The following is a 15,143-nucleotide window of genomic DNA, read 5'->3' as shown; positions in this document are numbered from 1 at the left end:
TTATATCAATATAGCTATAATCCCAATATTCGTAATCAAAATCACATTTAAAGCTAAATTCTAACTGTTTTTAGCGTGATTGATTAATAATTATTCTACTTTATTTTCATAAGAAACAGGAACTCTTTTTGCAAGCGCACAAAGTAGCTCATAACCTATTGTCCCTGCGGCTTGCGCCACATCATCAACCGGTAAATTTTGCCCCCACATCTCCACTCGCTCACCAAGCTTAACATCGTTACAATCACTAATGTCAATTGTCAGCATATCCATCGAAACCGCACCCAATAGCGCACAACGTTTACCTTTACACCATACAGGCGTTCCATTTGCAGCATGCCGAGGGTAACCATCTGCATAACCACACGCCACTGTCGCAATACGCATCGGTTTAGTTGATGTAAAACGGCTACCATAACCAATTGATTGACCTGCTGGAATTTCATGGATAGCAATCACTTCTGATTGTAATGTCATCGCTGCCTTCAAGCTCAACCCAGAGATATCAGTAGATTTTCCACTTGGAGACGCACCATACAGCAAAATACCCGTACGAACCCAATCATATTGCGTGTGTTTATGCCACAGTGTTGCCCCTGAATTTGCGATACAGGTTTCTAAAGATAAATGTTCAAATTGCTGGATTTGTTGAAAAGGCTCAATAACGCCTGTTTTGATATCTGAATTAGCAAAGTGGCTCATTAGCGTTAAACTACGTACATTCGGCATTTTAGATAACCGTCGTACGACACTTTCATAATCGTTCGGTGAAAAACCTAACCGATTCATCCCACTGTTTAGCTTAATATAGACTGAAATTGGTGATGATAATTGGGCATTTTCAATGGCGAATAATTGCCACTCACTATGAACACTAGTTGTTAAATTATACTGGTCAATTAATTGTAAATCTTGAGGCTGAAAAAAACCCTCTAACAATAGAATTGGCCCATTCCACCCTTCTTTTCGCAATAAAATGGCCTCATCAAAATCTAACACCCCAAAGCCATCCGTTTCTTTTAGCGCAGGCCAAATCTGCTTGATGCCGTGACCATAACCGTCTGCTTTCATGACTGACCAAATTTTTGATTTTCCAACATGTTGCCGTACGATAGACAAATTATGTTGTAAATTCTGTAGATGAATGACAGCACTTATAGGGCGCGGCATTTTAATTCCTTAATACATTTAATTAATTCTAAAATTACAATGATGTCAAAATACCAAACGCTTAACGTGCTGGCGTTAAATCACCATGAGTAGTCAGCTTGGTATTAAAACCATCAAGATACCTAAATACCGATAAATCATCAGACGCTATCTCCGGTGTATTCCCTGAAATTAAATCTGCCAGCAGTTTCCCTGCACCACAAGCCATTGTCCAGCCCAGAGTCCCATGTCCAGTATTTAAATATAAATTACCGTATGCTGTCGGCCCAACTATTGGGGTACCATCTGGTGTCATTGGACGCAGGCCCGTCCAAAATTGTGCTTGTGCGATATCACCACCGCCTTGATACAAATCTTGTACCACCATTTTCAATGTTTCGCAGCGTTTTTTCAGGATATTCAAATTAAAACCAACAACTTCAGCCATTCCACCAACTCGAATGCGCTGATCAAACCGCGTTACTGCAATTTTATATGTTTCATCCAAGATGGTGGACATTGGGGAACGCTGTTCATCGATAATCGGCATAGTCAATGAGTAGCCTTTGAGTGGATAGACAGGAGTTTGAACTAGGCTTTGTAGCATTGAAGTAGAATAAGAGCCCATCGCAACGACATATCTGTCAGCTTGCAAAATTTCACCATCAATTTTGACGCCACTAACTTTATTTCCTTCTGTTAAAATCTGTTCTACATGGCCACCAAATTTGAATTGAACTCCAGCAGCTTGTGCCATTTTTGCCAGTTTTTTGGTGAATTGCTGGCAATCCCCTGTTTCATCATTGGGTAATCGCAGCCCACCGGTGAGCTTGTGTTTAACAAATTCTAACGCAGGTTCCGCTTTAACTAATTCATTTGATGCCAATAGTTCGTACGGAACACCTTCTTGCTGTAAGACTGCAATGTCATTCGCTGCATTATCAAACTGCTCAGTAGTACGAAAAAGCTGTAAGGTACCACCTTGGCGAGCTTCATATTCGATACCTGTATCCGCTCTTAATTGACGAATACAATCGCGACTGTATTCTGCGATACGTACCATACGACTTTTATTCATTGCATAATGTTGAATATCGCAATTTTTTAACATCTGCCACATCCAGCGCAGCTGAAATAACGTTCCATCTGGGCGTATCGCCAGAGGTGCATGTTTTTCAAACATCCATTTCACGGCTTTAAGGGGGATCCCGGGAGCTCCCCATGGGGTTGCATATCCAGGAGATACTTGCCCTGCATTTGCGGCACTTGTTTCTTCTGCGACATCATGTTGTCTATCCACCACCAGCACTTCGTGCCCTTCTTGTGCTAAATACCATGCTGTTGTTACACCAATCACTCCTGCACCTAACACTAGAATTTTCATAGCTTCCCCACAAAATAAAAGTATGCACCATTTGTTTTAGGATAATATTCTAGAAATCATTTGCCAATGTGGTGAATTAACACTTTTAACAATAAAGTTAAAAAATTTAAATTTAATCACATTTACTTTACATATCGATATTAAATTCCAGATTAAAATATCAACAAAAAATTTACTCCATAAAATTCAATGAAATAAAATAAACATTAATTCAGTTATTTTTTAATTCAGAGTTTTCTATCGATTCAATTAATGTAAGCAATAGGAATTAGTTTATTTCATTAAACTAAAAAGAGGGGATCTAATAGCATTAAATTTCAACAAACCAGTCAATGCTGGTTTTTCTTTTCATTAGAGTGTTCGATGGCTATTTAACTAAAAACAGTCAATCAATAACGATAAAAAACCAGCGTGCCAATATAACACAGCATGCTGGTCTTGAGTATTTAATTGCCTGTTAACTAGCGGCTTTGAGCTAAATCTGAAGGCATATTACTTTGCATACTATGCCAGATTATCCCACTTTCTTTTCCGTAATTACGCACACAATCCATAATACGGTCATAGGCTTGCTCACGACAAAGATGGCTTAATTGCTGATAGAAGTTTAACGCTAAGCGCCTCGCTTCAGGGTTCGAAAAATAATAGCGGCCTACACGGGTATACAACCCCCTTAAACCGTTAATAATCAAGCCATAAATTGGGTTGCCGGATGCAAATGCAAGCCCACGGAAAATGTTATAATCCAAATCACTGAATGCATCTGAATTATCTTCCACTTTTTCCCGTCCAGCTAACACCTCTATTGATTTCTCAGGGTTATTTCGAAAGGCCGTACGGATAAAAATAGCAGCGATATTGGTACGTACTGCCAATAAATTATCGATTAACTGTGGCACTCTATCGTGATCTAGCCTAGCCAATGTCTCCAATATATTAAGGCCGGACGTTTCCCAATAGTTATTCACTTTAGTTGGTTTACCATGCTGAATGGTTAGCCAGCCGTCACGAGCCAAACGTTGTAACACTTCACGTAAGGTTGTTCGTGTCACACCGATTAATTCCGAGAGTTCACGCTCCGCGGGTAAAATTGAACCTGGTGGAAAGCGGTTGTTCCATATGCTCTCAATAATATACTCTTCCGCGAAACCAGCCGGACTTTGAGCTTTAATAACCATATTTTTATTATTCCAAACATTTAGACGGATATTGGGCAAATCATACCAGATTGTCATCGCCTGATATAGTTAGACTAAAAATAAAGAGTGAAGCAAATCATAGAATTTCCATATAATTCATACATTATCAATTAGCAAATAAGCTTAAAATTCGTAAAAGATAAGAGTAGTATGTATAGCACAATACACGACATCCGCATAAAAGAGGATAACGAACCATAATGGATTTTAGTTTAAAAACAGCTTTTTTGAAAAATTTTCTGGGAAATTCGCCTGACTGGTACAAATTAGCAATTATTATATTTTTAATAATTAATCCTATTATCTTCTATTTTATCAGTCCCTTCGTCGCAGGCTGGTTATTAGTTGTTGAATTTATATTCACATTAGCAATGGCTCTTAAATGTTACCCATTGCAACCCGGTGGCCTTCTCGCCATAGAAGCCGTGATTATCAGCATGACCACCCCTGCACAAATTTCACACGAAATTAGCAATAACCTTGAAGTTATCTTGTTACTGATCTTTATGGTAGCTGGTATCTATTTCATGAAACAATTGCTGCTGTTTGTGTTCACCAAACTGTTGATAAACGTGCGTTCTAAACGCATTCTTTCCCTTGCTTTTTGTATGGCGAGTGCATTTTTATCTGCATTTTTAGACGCACTGACCGTTATTGCTGTCGTCATTAGTGTTTCAATTGGTTTTTATTCTATCTATCACCAATATGCCTCTAATCAACCTAGCAACACTGACTTGCAAAATGATGGTTTCATTAAAAGTGCAGAACAAAAACAAACCCTCGAACAATTTAGGGCTTTTTTACGTAGCTTAATGATGCATGCTGGTATTGGTACCGCGCTAGGTGGTGTCATGACGATGGTAGGTGAGCCACAAAACCTCATCATTGCTAAACATGTTAATTGGGATTTCATTACCTTTTATATTCGCATGGCTCCTGTCACTATACCTGTTTTTATTTGTGGCTTAGTCGTCTGTTTTGTTGTTGAGAAATTCAAGTTATTTGGCTACGGTGCTGAGCTTCCAGACTCTGTGCGTCAGATTCTAACTGAGCACGATAAAAAACTGACGGCGAAACGCACCAAAAAAGATCTCGCACAGTTGGTCGTTCAGGGCTTAATTGGTATTTGGCTAATTGTCGCCCTTGCTTTCCATTTAGCGGAAGTTGGTCTGATTGGCCTATCCGTCATCGTATTGACGACCGCATTTTGTGGTATCACAGAAGAGCATGCGCTGGGAAAAGCCTTTGAGGAAGCGTTACCATTTACCGCATTACTGACCGTATTCTTTAGCATTGTTGCTGTTATCATTGACCAGCAATTATTCACTCCATTTATTCAGTTTGTGCTGCAATCCTCTGAATCGTCACAATTATCATTGTTCTATCTATTTAATGGCCTACTTTCTGCCGTATCAGATAACGTATTCGTAGGGACGGTTTATATTACTGAAGCCTTAAAAGCGGCAAATGAAGGTTTAGTATCAACGGAACAATACCAATTATTAGCTGTTGCAATTAACACAGGGACTAACCTACCTTCTGTTGCAACGCCTAATGGGCAAGCTGCTTTCTTGTTTTTATTAACGTCAGCGTTATCACCTCTAATCCGTTTATCATACGGCCGTATGGTGTGGATGGCACTGCCATATACCATCGTAATGACCATTGTTGGGCTATTAGGGGTCGAATTCTGGCTAGTTCCCATCACACATTGGATGGAAAGCATCGGGTTGATTACGTTCGCACAATAACTATACTTTAAATAATTAGCCGTACACCAATACGGCTAATTGTAATGTTAGGTAAAACCCTCTCTAAAATTGCATTATTTCACTTTAATTACTTTTTTTATCGGGCCGATAGGGGCAAAATGTGCGCATTACTCAATTAGGATACTAAGTATGTTCAGATTTTTTAACTACTGTTCGCAAGGAAGAGGCGCTTGGCTACTCATGGCATTTATTGCCTTTATGCTCGAGTGCGCGGCTTTATATTTTCAGCATGTTATGAAACTACAACCCTGTGTTATGTGTATCTATGAACGCGTGGCATTACTTGGCATTATGGTTGCTGGCTTAATTGGGGCGATAGCACCACGGAACATGGTCATACGCTGGGTTGCTATTCTTATTTGGATTTACTCTGCTTGGCGCGGCTTAGACCTTGCATGGGAACATACCATGCTACAACTTTATCCTTCACCATTTGCATCATGTGATTTCTTCGTTAATTTCCCTGATTGGTTACCATTACAAGAGTGGGTACCCGCAGTATTCGAAGCTACAGGTGACTGTGCCGTTAGGCAGTGGGCATTCTTAGGGCTTGATATGCCACAATGGTTAATTGGTATCTTCGCGGCTTATCTCTTAGTTGCAATCATTGTTATCATCAGCCAGTTCTTCCCAGCCAAAAAATAGCCTTTAAACCCCAAATGTTAAATTCAACATTTGGGGTTCCTAAGTAATAAAATTAACCTATTGAATGACTCGTTCTAATTTCACAGGGATATTTTTATACGCAGGAATACCACATTGCGGGTCGAAATTATCCAACGAAATTAAATTATTAGCTTCAGGGAAATAAGTGGCAACACTACGGTCTGCCATATCATAAATCACCACAGTGAGGTTATCTAAACGGCGTTTTGTTGGTTTCTGCTCGCGATCTAATGCGATGAGATTCACTCTATCTCCCGCTTGTAACTTCTGCTTTTGGGCTTCTGCACCACTGATGAAAACAACATCGCGTTGCCCAAACACACCGCGATATCGATCATTTAATCCATAAATTGTTGTATTATATTGATCATGGCTACGTAATGTTGCCAAAATTAACTCACTGTTAACTGCTGAGTTCGGGTCTTCAATAACACCTTCTGTCGGTACAAAGTTAGCTTTGCCTGATTGCGTCAACCAACGGCGCTCAGAAGCTGCATTAGTCAGATGGAATCCTCCGGGTATTTTAATGCGTGCATTATAATCATCAAAACCGGGTAATACTGCTTCCATCGCGTCACGAATTAAATCGTAATTGCCGATAAAATCATCCCATTCAACTTTACTCTGCGGTATTGTCGCTTTAGCTATCCCTGCAATAATCGCACACTCAGATTTAAGATAAGGGCTGCACGGTTTAAGTAAACCTTTTGAAGCGTGAACCATCGACATTGAGTCTTCTACGGTCACACATTGTACACCACTGCTTTGCCTGTCTATTTCACTGCGTCCTAATACAGGTAATAAAAATGTCTGCTTAGCGGTTAATAAATGGGAGCGATTTAGTTTAGTTGCAGTATGCACCGCTAAATCAAGCTTTTTCATACCTGCAAAACAAGCGTCTTTATCTGGCATGGCAACAGCTAAGTTTCCGCCCATGCAAATTAAAGCCTTCGCTTTTCCTTCAGAAATAGCTTGCATGCTCGCTACGGCTGCATGACCAAATTCGCTTGGTGGTTTAAAACCAAATCGTTGTTCAATTTTGTCTAAAAAGCTTTTTGACGGTTTTTCTGTAATACCAACGGTTCTATCACCCTGAACATTCGAATGACCACGTAATGGGCAAATACCCGCACCTTCTCGACCAATATTACCTTTCAATAGTAATAAATTAACGAGTTGCTGAACGTTTTGCGTACCATGCTCGTGCTGAGTGATCCCCATGCCATAACAAATAATAGTACTTTTTGCCTCAATATAAAGATCCGCAATCTCTTCGATGGACTCACGCGGTAAGCCAGAAACCCTTAAAATATCTTTCCAGCTCGTTGTCAGTAAGTCATTTTTTAAAGCTTCATAACCCTGCGTATGTGTTGATATAAACTCAGTATCAAGAATAGGTTCTTTTCCTGCATCTACAGCAGCTTGGTGTTTTTCAATCAATAACTTCATCACACCTTTAAGTAACGCAGTGTCTCCGCCAACACGAACTTTATAATAGTGTCCAGCTAAAGGGGTAGACTCCAACGTGAGCATTTCTACCACGTCTTGCGGGTAGGCAAAACGTTCAAGACCCCGCTCTCTTAAAGGATTTATGGCAATGATTTTAGCTCCGCGTTTAGAAACCTCACGCAATGAGCTCAACATCCTCGGGTGGTTAGTCCCTGGATTATGGCCGATACAAATAACTAAATCCGCTTTATCAAAATCGTCTAGCAATACTGTCGCCTTACCGACACCAATAGAGTCAGCAAGACCAACACTCGTTGGCTCATGACACATATTTGAACAATCAGGGAAATTGTTTGTGCCATATTCACGAGCAAGTAGTTGATATAAGAATGCGGCTTCATTTGAAGTCCGCCCGGAAGTATAAAATTCAACGGTATTTGGGTCTGAATAACTTTGTAAACACGTACCTATTTGTTGAAATGCATCTTCCCATTCGATAGGTTCATATTTATCTGTTTGTGAATTATATTTCATGGGGTGAGTTAAACGCCCTTCATCCTCTAAATGAAAGTCATCCCACTCAAGTAATTCTGTTACGGTATATTTAGAAAAAAACTCCGGCGTTGTTTTTTTAGATGTTGCTTCCCAAGCAATTGCTTTTGCACCATTCTCACAAATATCAAATGACGCTGTATGTACTGGGTCTGGCCATGCACAACCTGGGCAATCAAAGCCGTCCACCTTATTCATTTCAAACATCGCAATGATATCATGACCTACTTTCATTTGGCCGCGCAATGCTTCTGCAACTGCTTTTACAGCACCCCAACCGGCAGCGGGGCCATCATACTCTTCAATTTTCTTTTTCATTTGGCATTACTCTTTAATAAATGTAAATGTCTTTATATGTGCTTTTATAATTATCTAAAATATTCTTTGTTATTTAATATTAGTAATATCATCGTTAAATATCAATAATTAAAATAAGCACTTAAATAGATGCTCGTAATTAGACGACTTAAGAATAAGAAATGAAAATACAACTCAATAAATGAAAAGATAAATATTAAAACAAAACTAATTTAAATGAATACATATAGTTAATTAACCTCATATTAATGATTAATAAAAGGTTAATTAACTTCATAAAAAGAAGAGTTATATACAAGCACCCGATTGTATAATATCAACAGCACAACGTTTACCATTCGCAAATTGGCATACAGCTGTTTGTGACCCATTTAATTCTAATGTGAGCGCTGGTAACCCACCCGCTGAAACACAGGCCTCTTGTGCCCCAGGGCCTAAATTGACCACTTGTTGGGCATATTGACTCGCAGAATGTTCCACAGAGTTATCTATATTTGAGCTACCACACGCAGATAGCATGACAGATATAGCCCCAGTGAGTAACATTGTTAGTACTGGTTTAAAAAATTGATTAACCCTATGCCTCATTTTCCTGCTTCTCCAAAGATGCTGCCTGAACATTCTGCAATAACCGCTTAATGCCCGCCGCTTTTTGAATATAGATTGATGACTAAGACACCAATAATAATTAATAGCATACCAATAATTGCAGGTAAATCGAGTTTTTGGTTGTAAATAAAAATTGCAGCGACGGAAACCAATACAATCCCTAAACCTGACCAAATTGCATAAGCAATACCCAATGGCATGACTTTTACCACCTGCGAAAGCCCCCAAAAGGAGACTGCATAACCGATAATAACAATCAACGATGGCCAAAAACGACTAAAACCATCAGACGCCTTCAGTGTTGTCGTTGCAATGACTTCGGCAATAATCGACATTAATAAAAAAACCAGCCCCTTCATTATATTTCCTTATTATTAGAATTAGTAATGATAAAATTTATCATTTTTTTGATTATTTACTCAGGTAACGATAAAAAAAGCTCTGTTTATCATTAAAATAACACGGAGCTTTCACCTCTATTTTATGATGAGAATGCGAGTTAGTGATTTGCGGCAACGTCTACTCTATCGTTAAGAGACTCACTATAACGCTTGAATAAATAGACACACAAGATGAAGGCTATGACACCAATTGCACCACCAATATAACCAATCTGGGTCATTCCCATATGAACAATAACTTGATTACCTAACAGTGCGCCAGCACCAATGCCAATGTTAAAAATTCCAGAGAAAATTGACATAGCCAAGTCGGTGGCATCTGGAGATAAATCAATGACCTTAACTTGCATTCCTAAACCAATACACATCATCGCCATTCCCCAGAACACTGATAACATAATCAAAGACCAAACATCTCGACCTAATGGCATCAATAATAATAAGCAAATCGTCATAAATGCGATTGCTGCGGGTAAGAATGATAATGAAAATTTACTGCTATAACGGCTAAATATTACACTTCCAACAATACCCGCACCACCAAAAATAAGTAGTAGTAAAGTGGCAAAGTTTTGGCTTTGTAAGGCAACTTCGCGAACAAAAGGCTCAATATAACTGTAAGCCGTAAAATGTGCAGTAACTGCCAAAACAGTTAACGCAAACATTCCAACGAGAGCAGGCCGTTGGAATAGCATCGGCACACTTTTTAGTGAGCCTGAATGCTCACTTGGTAAGCGTGGTAAAAAGCGAATCAACACAACCATAGTGAACAATGCTATAACACCAATACCTAAAAATGTCGCTCGCCAACCTAAGAATTGCCCAACTACACGGCCAAGGGGAAGACCTAATACTGTTGCCAATGCCGTTCCTGTCGCTAATAACCCAAGCGCTTGAGCTTTTTTACCTGCAGGAGCGACCCGAATCGCTAAAGATGCCGTAATTGACCAAAAGACAGCGTGAGATAAAGCGACACCAATACGCCCTGCTATTAAAATATCAAAACTCCATGCAAACCCTGAAATGATGTGACTAACGATAAAGATAACAAATAAGAAAGCTAATAATTTGCGACGCTCTATTTTACTGGTTAATAGCATCAAAGGTAACGACATCAAAGCCACAACCCACGCGTAGATTGTTATCATTAATCCAGTATGTGCGACCGTCATGTCAAAGCTTTTTGCAATATCACTGAGTAATGCAACAGGCACAAACTCTGTTGTGTTAAAAACAAATGCAGCAACTGCTAATGCTATTACACGGATCCAAGCTGTTTTTCTAGAAACTTGCGTCATATTTCTCTTAGCCTTCACTTTCCCACAAATAATAGATGCCCACGGCTTAACCGTGTGTAAAAAATGCTGCGAAAGGATATTGGTATTTAGTACAGGATTGAGTCGTTACTGCGCAATCTATATTGCTAACAACACTTTTTTGTGAATTGTATCACGATTTTTCATTACTCATAAAGAGTCCTCTTTACCTATTGGCAAGAAATTGGCAAGAAATTGGCAAGAAAAATATCTTGCCAACTTATTTTTATTTCCCCAACTCTTCCATTTAATTATTCGTTCAAATTTAAGCCATTTATCTGAATATTTATTACATTCAGTTATATGAAAACACATCGCACTACTTTCTATGCTACAATCTCACTATTATTTTTTATGCTCAAAGGACCGCTTTAATGAAAAACCATTTTCCAACTGAACCTAACGTTAATACCTTAGCGGATGAAGTGACTTGTCTTAAAAATTTACTGACACATATGCTAAAAGCTATCGGCCAAGCGGATGCAGGTAAAATCTTAATTAAGATGCAGCGTGAAATTGCACAAATGGAAGACGAAAAGCAGGCAGAAACCTACAAAAATACGTTAGAACAGATAAAAACAGGGTATCGCCAATAGATTATTTAGCGATAAATGCTATTTTAAGGATATACCTACTATTAAGTGGTTTAAACTGCACAAATAACTAAGTTTTAATCGTGAAAATCATCTATCTTTATTCACGAATTAAACCATTCTTTATTCATTTAGCTCCCCCTTCAGAACCCTATGAAGGGGGCTTTTTTTTTTCTAAAGCTTATGTATTATTGCGTTTATAAATATCTTGGCAATGCTGAATGTATTCATCAACTGTTGTATCGTAGGTTTGCTTATCCCAACTTTTCTGCTCTTCAAAAGCCCACACTTGAAACGTTTGCCCAAAGTTAGCTCCAGACATACCAACTTGCTTATATACTCGGTGGTAAAAACCTTGCTCAGAACGATAGATCTCAAATTTAAACGGAACTAGCCTAGCGGGATTTGTTGTTGTCAAAAAATCATTACCAAATAATAACGTTTTCTCCAGAATATCCATTCTATCCCCTTGTTTAATTTATAAAATATGCACGGACTGCACTATCCCTTCTAAGCATAGCGCATTTAACGCAATTCCGTGATTTTACCTATAAAAACATACGATTTATATAATATCCATAGAGAATATTGATGAATGACAGGAAGTACTGATGAAATAATAAGCTTCACGATTAAAATGAAGCTTATTATCGCTGGTTTATGATTTGTTGTCGTACAACTGTTTTGCCATATCAATGCTGTCTGCATTCACATCTTTTATATGGTCACGTGTTAACCGATAAACAACGGGGCTTAACAGCAACAAGGCTATCAAATTAGGGATCGCCATCATGGCATTTAATGTATCCGCCAATAACCAAACAAAATCAAGGGATTGCGTTGCACCGATAGGTAAAGCAATCAACCATAACACTCTATATGGCTTTATCGCACGCAACCCAAATAAATATTGCACACATTTTTCGCCATAAAAACTCCAACCTAGAATAGTGGTAAATGCAAATATGGCTAATGCGATAGCAACAATATAATTTCCACCTGGTATTGCTGTTTGGAATGATGATGCGGTTAATGTCGCTCCTGTTTCACTAGTCAACCACCCACCGGTTATAATAATAGTTAACCCCGTGACAGAACACACAATGATAGTGTCAATAAATGTCCCTAACATCGCAATAAGTCCTTGGCGAATAGGGTTTTGTGTTTTTGCAGCGGCATGGGCGATAGGTGCACTCCCCAAACCAGCTTCATTGGAAAATACGCCTCGAGCAACCCCAAAGCGGATTGCGGCCCATACTGCCGCCCCCGCAAACCCACCTTGGGCAGCAACTGGGTTAAATGCCGAAGTAACAACCAGTGAAAGTGCTGCAGGGATCTCAGTAAAATAGATGCCAAGTACAATGACACCCGCGCCAAAATAGGCAACGGTCATAAATGGGACAAGTTTTCCTGCAACATCAGAGATACGTCGCAGCCCACCAATCAATACCGCACCAACTAATAAAACTAAAACCCCTGCAGTCAACCATTTATGCACACCAAAGTTACTTTCTAGTACATCTGCCACTGAGTTCGCTTGTACTGTATTTCCGATGCCAAAACTGGCACATGCACCAAAAAAGGCAAATAATGTTCCCAACCAAATCCATTTAGGGCCTAATCCATTTTTAATGTAGTACATTGGACCGCCAATATACTGGCCATATTTATCCACTTCACGAAAGCGAACGGCTAAAACAGCCTCCGAATATTTTGTTGCCATTCCTACTAATGCCGTCATCCACATCCAGAATAATGCACCTGGCCCGCCCATGACAACTGCCGTCGCTACCCCGGCAATATTCCCCGTACCGATAGTTGCCGATAACGCTGTCATTAATGCATTAAAAGGTGATATTTGTCCCTCACCGCGTGATTCGTTCTTTTGAAATAATAACTTAAAACCTGTTCCAATTTTTCTTATCGGTAAGAATGCAAGCCGGATTTGCATATAAATACCAACGCCTAAGATCCCAACAAGCATTGGTACTCCCCACACTATTCCATTTAGTTCACTTAACCACGTAGTTATCAAATCCATCCTACCCCCAATTAACTCGTATTAATTAACAAAACAATCAAATTCATAACAATTTCTTATCAATCCAATAAAGATTAAAAGTGACATAAAAGCGAATTAAATTTCAATAATTCATCATTTAAAGTAGAAGATTGTGAGTAAGCTCACTTGTGGTTTATCGTTTGCAGTTATTAATACAGTTAATTGTGAATCGAAATTAAGATTGAGTTTGTTAGATATGAATAGGTATTTTGAGGGAATATATTTGCATATTGTGTCAATAAAAATGCCCAGTAATTAAACTATTACTGGGCAGATACTAAAATAGTTGTCTATATAAAGCTAACTTAGACTCATTATCTCGGCTACTTTAAGTATTCACCTGAGCGCAATGCTTCAATCCGTTTGTCTAATGGCGGGTGTGATAAAAATAACTCACTAAATGCTTTACCACGACCATTAATACAAAACGCCATTAAACGGCCTTCTTCTTGTGGCTCATAGCTCGTTTTTAACCGTTGCAAAGCAGCTATCATCTTTTCACGACCGACTAATTTTGCCGAACCCGCATCCGCATGGAACTCACGATAACGAGAGAACCACATAGTGATAATGCTCGCCAAAATACCGAAGACAATTTCAAGTACCATAGAAACCGCGAAATAAACCATTGGGTTACCATTGCTACTCTCACTTTCGTTATCACTGTTGGACATAAAACCTGCCGCAACCTGTGCAATTATACGCGAAATAAAGATAACGAACGTATTCACGACACCTTGTAATAAAGTCATCGTCACCATGTCACCATTGGCAATATGGCTAATTTCATGAGCAATAACCGCTTCCGCTTCATCACGGCTCATATTTTCTAATAACCCAGTACTCACCGCGACAAGTGAAGCATCACGACGGGCACCTGTTGCAAACGCGTTGATATCAGGCGCATGATAGATAGCCACTTGTGGCATTTGAATGCCAACTTGTTGTGCTTGGCGCTCAACAGTTGAGACTAACCATTGTTCCGTTTGGTTACGTGGAGTTTCGATAACTTCACCACCTACTGATTTCAGCGCCATCCATTTAGACATTAATAGTGATATGAAAGCACCACCAAAACCAAATAGACCAGCCATGATCATCAGGCCTTGAACACTACTACCGCGGATCCCAGTTAAGCTTAGGATTATCCCAAACACAAACATAACCGCTAAGTTCGTGAGTAAGAATAAAGCAATTCTCATCATTTTTTATGTATTCCTTGGTAAAAACAAATATACGTAGAATTTACTTTATAAATAAGGTTTTTTCACACTTTTTCAAGTGCATTAACGCGAAAACCCTAAAAAATAACATAACTTTACATAGCTATGCTCAAAACTCATTATCATAATCTAAATAAATTATAACCTCTTACTATAAAAATTTAACCATTTGTTTTTAAAGGTTCATTTAATAACCACTTAAATTTAAAGTTAATTTTAATTGAAACGATAAAGCTGTTTGCTCAATCACCAAAAGCAATTTAGTGTATTTATCTATCTTATCACTCATTTTGTTCACCAAATGAATGAATATTCATTTTTACTTTCATTCTATTAAAAAATAATGCCACATTAAGTGGCACTATTTATTCTATTTCGATCTGTTGTTTTGTTCTAAAGCTAATTAGTTTTTTCTTTAGTCGTTTTTGTTACTTTATCTTTTGCTGTTTT

At 38.7% G+C, this 15,143-nt stretch carries 13 protein-coding genes; 3 read left to right on the top strand and 10 right to left on the bottom strand.

The window, feature by feature from the left end; all coding sequences use genetic code 11:
- Positions 1 to 90 precede the first annotated feature (90 nt).
- The 3 genes from alr to fadR all read right to left on the bottom strand — a co-directional run bounded on the left by alr (position 91) and on the right by fadR (position 3,711).
- Entirely contained in the window at positions 91 to 1,170 is a 1,080-nt protein-coding gene (gene alr, locus PSE60_RS05830) for an alanine racemase (RefSeq protein ID WP_272664809.1), read from the bottom strand.
- A 61-nt stretch (positions 1,171 to 1,231) separates the two neighbouring features.
- Complete coding sequence (locus PSE60_RS05825; protein ID WP_272664808.1) at positions 1,232 to 2,533, bottom strand: D-amino acid dehydrogenase; 1,302 nt, start codon at positions 2,531 to 2,533, stop codon at positions 1,232 to 1,234.
- A gap of 461 nt (positions 2,534 to 2,994) precedes the next feature.
- A complete protein-coding gene (fadR, locus tag PSE60_RS05820; protein WP_125893216.1) occupies positions 2,995 to 3,711 on the bottom strand; it encodes a fatty acid metabolism transcriptional regulator FadR in 717 nt (238 codons plus the stop codon).
- 221 nt (positions 3,712 to 3,932) lie between these two features.
- On the opposite strand from fadR, the gene nhaB reads away from it, so the two are divergent.
- Positions 3,933 to 5,483: a sodium/proton antiporter NhaB gene (nhaB, locus tag PSE60_RS05815; RefSeq protein WP_272664807.1), complete on the top strand. Its 1,551-nt coding sequence runs from the start codon at positions 3,933 to 3,935 to the stop codon at positions 5,481 to 5,483.
- A gap of 150 nt (positions 5,484 to 5,633) precedes the next feature.
- Positions 5,634 to 6,149 carry a disulfide bond formation protein DsbB gene (dsbB, locus tag PSE60_RS05810; RefSeq protein WP_210838327.1) on the top strand — a complete coding sequence of 172 codons (516 nt, stop codon included), beginning with the start codon at positions 5,634 to 5,636 and terminating at the stop codon, positions 6,147 to 6,149.
- Between the two features lie 57 nt (positions 6,150 to 6,206).
- Here dsbB and PSE60_RS05805 read toward each other — a convergent pair whose 3' ends face one another.
- From PSE60_RS05805 to PSE60_RS05790, 4 genes are all read right to left on the bottom strand, one after another.
- A complete protein-coding gene (locus PSE60_RS05805) occupies positions 6,207 to 8,489 on the bottom strand; it encodes an FdhF/YdeP family oxidoreductase (RefSeq protein ID WP_272664806.1) in 2,283 nt (760 codons plus the stop codon).
- Positions 8,490 to 8,777: 288 nt separating this feature from the next.
- Positions 8,778 to 9,077 (bottom strand): DUF333 domain-containing protein, encoded by a 300-nt coding sequence (locus tag PSE60_RS05800; protein ID WP_004911219.1) that lies wholly within the window; start codon positions 9,075 to 9,077, stop codon positions 8,778 to 8,780.
- A 47-nt stretch (positions 9,078 to 9,124) separates the two neighbouring features.
- Positions 9,125 to 9,457, bottom strand: coding sequence for an SMR family transporter (locus tag PSE60_RS05795; protein WP_272664805.1), 333 nt, complete (start codon positions 9,455 to 9,457; stop codon positions 9,125 to 9,127).
- Between the two features lie 140 nt (positions 9,458 to 9,597).
- Positions 9,598 to 10,797, bottom strand: coding sequence for a sugar transporter (locus tag PSE60_RS05790; protein WP_210838331.1), 1,200 nt, complete (start codon positions 10,795 to 10,797; stop codon positions 9,598 to 9,600).
- A 392-nt stretch (positions 10,798 to 11,189) separates the two neighbouring features.
- On the opposite strand from PSE60_RS05790, the gene PSE60_RS05785 reads away from it, so the two are divergent.
- Positions 11,190 to 11,411 (top strand): DUF2594 family protein, encoded by a 222-nt coding sequence (locus PSE60_RS05785; protein ID WP_102138673.1) that lies wholly within the window; start codon positions 11,190 to 11,192, stop codon positions 11,409 to 11,411.
- Positions 11,412 to 11,589: 178 nt separating this feature from the next.
- Here the strand turns inward: PSE60_RS05785 and PSE60_RS05780 are convergent, their stop codons facing one another.
- The 3 genes from PSE60_RS05780 to htpX all read right to left on the bottom strand — a co-directional run bounded on the left by PSE60_RS05780 (position 11,590) and on the right by htpX (position 14,675).
- Positions 11,590 to 11,868 carry a hypothetical protein gene (locus PSE60_RS05780; protein WP_272664804.1) on the bottom strand — a complete coding sequence of 93 codons (279 nt, stop codon included), beginning with the start codon at positions 11,866 to 11,868 and terminating at the stop codon, positions 11,590 to 11,592.
- A 198-nt stretch (positions 11,869 to 12,066) separates the two neighbouring features.
- On the bottom strand, positions 12,067 to 13,449 hold the full coding sequence (locus PSE60_RS05775) for an alanine/glycine:cation symporter family protein (protein WP_272664803.1): 1,383 nt from the start codon (positions 13,447 to 13,449) through the stop codon (positions 12,067 to 12,069).
- A 344-nt stretch (positions 13,450 to 13,793) separates the two neighbouring features.
- Positions 13,794 to 14,675 (bottom strand): protease HtpX, encoded by an 882-nt coding sequence (htpX, locus tag PSE60_RS05770; protein WP_004911228.1) that lies wholly within the window; start codon positions 14,673 to 14,675, stop codon positions 13,794 to 13,796.
- Between the last annotated feature and the right edge of the window lie 468 nt (positions 14,676 to 15,143).

It is taken from the genome of Providencia sp. PROV174 (assembly GCF_028480685.1).
In the GTDB taxonomy this organism is placed as follows: domain Bacteria; phylum Pseudomonadota; class Gammaproteobacteria; order Enterobacterales; family Enterobacteriaceae; genus Providencia; species Providencia rettgeri.
Note: the sequence above shows the minus strand (reverse complement) of the source record. Positions and strands in the feature narration are given on the sequence as shown.

Bases quoted from the DNA above. Each gene is read 5' to 3' on its own strand.
- alr (WP_272664809.1), bottom strand. From the start codon at position 1,170: ATGCCGCGCCCTATAAGTGCTGTCATTCATCTACAGAATTTACAACAT.
- PSE60_RS05825 (WP_272664808.1), bottom strand. From the start codon at position 2,533: ATGAAAATTCTAGTGTTAGGTGCAGGAGTGATTGGTGTAACAACAGCA.
- fadR (WP_125893216.1), bottom strand. From the start codon at position 3,711: ATGGTTATTAAAGCTCAAAGTCCGGCTGGTTTCGCGGAAGAGTATATT.
- nhaB (WP_272664807.1), top strand. From the start codon at position 3,933: ATGGATTTTAGTTTAAAAACAGCTTTTTTGAAAAATTTTCTGGGAAAT.
- dsbB (WP_210838327.1), top strand. From the start codon at position 5,634: ATGTTCAGATTTTTTAACTACTGTTCGCAAGGAAGAGGCGCTTGGCTA.
- PSE60_RS05805 (WP_272664806.1), bottom strand. From the start codon at position 8,489: ATGAAAAAGAAAATTGAAGAGTATGATGGCCCCGCTGCCGGTTGGGGT.
- PSE60_RS05800 (WP_004911219.1), bottom strand. From the start codon at position 9,077: ATGAGGCATAGGGTTAATCAATTTTTTAAACCAGTACTAACAATGTTA.
- PSE60_RS05795 (WP_272664805.1), bottom strand. From the start codon at position 9,457: ATGAAGGGGCTGGTTTTTTTATTAATGTCGATTATTGCCGAAGTCATT.
- PSE60_RS05790 (WP_210838331.1), bottom strand. From the start codon at position 10,797: ATGACGCAAGTTTCTAGAAAAACAGCTTGGATCCGTGTAATAGCATTA.
- PSE60_RS05785 (WP_102138673.1), top strand. From the start codon at position 11,190: ATGAAAAACCATTTTCCAACTGAACCTAACGTTAATACCTTAGCGGAT.
- PSE60_RS05780 (WP_272664804.1), bottom strand. From the start codon at position 11,868: ATGGATATTCTGGAGAAAACGTTATTATTTGGTAATGATTTTTTGACA.
- PSE60_RS05775 (WP_272664803.1), bottom strand. From the start codon at position 13,449: ATGGATTTGATAACTACGTGGTTAAGTGAACTAAATGGAATAGTGTGG.
- htpX (WP_004911228.1), bottom strand. From the start codon at position 14,675: ATGATGAGAATTGCTTTATTCTTACTCACGAACTTAGCGGTTATGTTT.